Origin of the sequence: Parendozoicomonas verongulae (assembly GCF_009711465.1) — a bacterium.
Classification (GTDB): domain Bacteria; phylum Pseudomonadota; class Gammaproteobacteria; order Pseudomonadales; family Endozoicomonadaceae; genus Sansalvadorimonas; species Sansalvadorimonas verongulae.
In genome coordinates, this window is sequence record NZ_SMME01000697.1 from 1 (window position 1) to 780 (window position 780).

The following is a 780-nucleotide window of genomic DNA, read 5'->3' on the forward strand; positions in this document are numbered from 1 at the left end:
GACTCCATGGTTTTTTTCATCATTAAAAGAGGCTGAATATTTGGCATAAAGGTGCTGGAAGAGTGATAAAGCTTCTATTAAATGGCCTCTGGCCTGCAAAGCTCTGGCTTTTGCCATGACTACGCCTTTATTGTTTTGTATGTCATTTGAAAGGGAATTGATGTATCCAATACATCCATCAAAATCTTCCAGAAGAAACAAAGCTCTGGCTTTCAGTTGCACAACACGAACATATTGGTTTGGGTCCCCCTCACATTTTTTTAAAAGTATCTCGGCCTCATCTAATGCTCCTTTGGGGTTGGTGTTCAGAAGACGAAAGCCATTATTTATGCCATGACTTACTTGTATATGAGAGTGACCAGAGTGGGGCTGGGTATGATATTGTGAAAGTGGACGCTCAGAATTTTGTGTACTGGGGGTACCCGGCGCATGATCACTTGGATTACTTTGTCTATGAGGAAAAGGCGCCTGCCAGTAGTGATAGCCTTTCCCATAGTATGGAGGTAAGTTCATACTCTGAATAAACCTTTAAAACCGTTATGTCAGGGATTGTTTGTTCAACCAATATTCTGTATGGATGATGGTGTAGGAACAAAAGTTCAAAGTGAGTCAGAGTCACAAACAGGGCTGTTTGAAGGTTACTCAGTTTTATGAGCCAATAGCTGTCGCTCCCTTAGCCTCCAAAGTTCATCTTTCTTCTGTTCTTGTCGATGAGGTTCAAGGTTGTTGGCAAGAGTAAAAAGTAATACTGCTGTCTGTCCGAACTCTTTCTCCTTTTCT

The 780-nt window shown here is 41.5% G+C and carries 1 protein-coding gene; it reads right to left on the reverse strand.

The window, feature by feature from the left end; genetic code table 11:
- Positions 1-513, reverse strand: a 513-nt coding sequence (locus E1189_RS03090) for a tetratricopeptide repeat protein (RefSeq protein ID WP_155158585.1), incomplete at its 3' end; no start/stop codon positions are given.
- Between the last annotated feature and the right edge of the window lie 267 nt (positions 514-780).